Consider the following 228-nt stretch of genomic DNA (forward strand, 5'->3'; position numbering starts at 1 on the left):
CCCCCTTCTTGCCGCCGTTGCCGGTGGCGACAGGACCGCGTTGCGGGCGGTGTATGAACGCCAATCGGTGCGCCTGTTCGGCGTCGCCAACGCCATCCTGCGTGACCGGGAGGCCGCCGCCGACGCCCTGCACGACGCCTTCCTGCGCATCGCCAACAGGGCCGGCCAATTCGACCCCGCTCGCGGCACAGCCGAGGCTTGGCTCGGCGGCATCGTCCGCCATGCGGC

General features: G+C 72.4%; 1 protein-coding gene. It reads left to right on the forward strand.

The annotated features are described in order from the left end of the window. Positions 1 to 49 precede the first annotated feature (49 nt). Positions 50 to 228 (forward strand): sigma factor (locus tag ACLF3G_RS29600; RefSeq protein ID WP_430672951.1); only part of this gene is annotated, 179 nt, incomplete at its 3' end.

The organism is Falsiroseomonas sp. HC035 (assembly GCF_050563525.1).
GTDB lineage: Bacteria > Pseudomonadota > Alphaproteobacteria > Acetobacterales > Acetobacteraceae > Falsiroseomonas.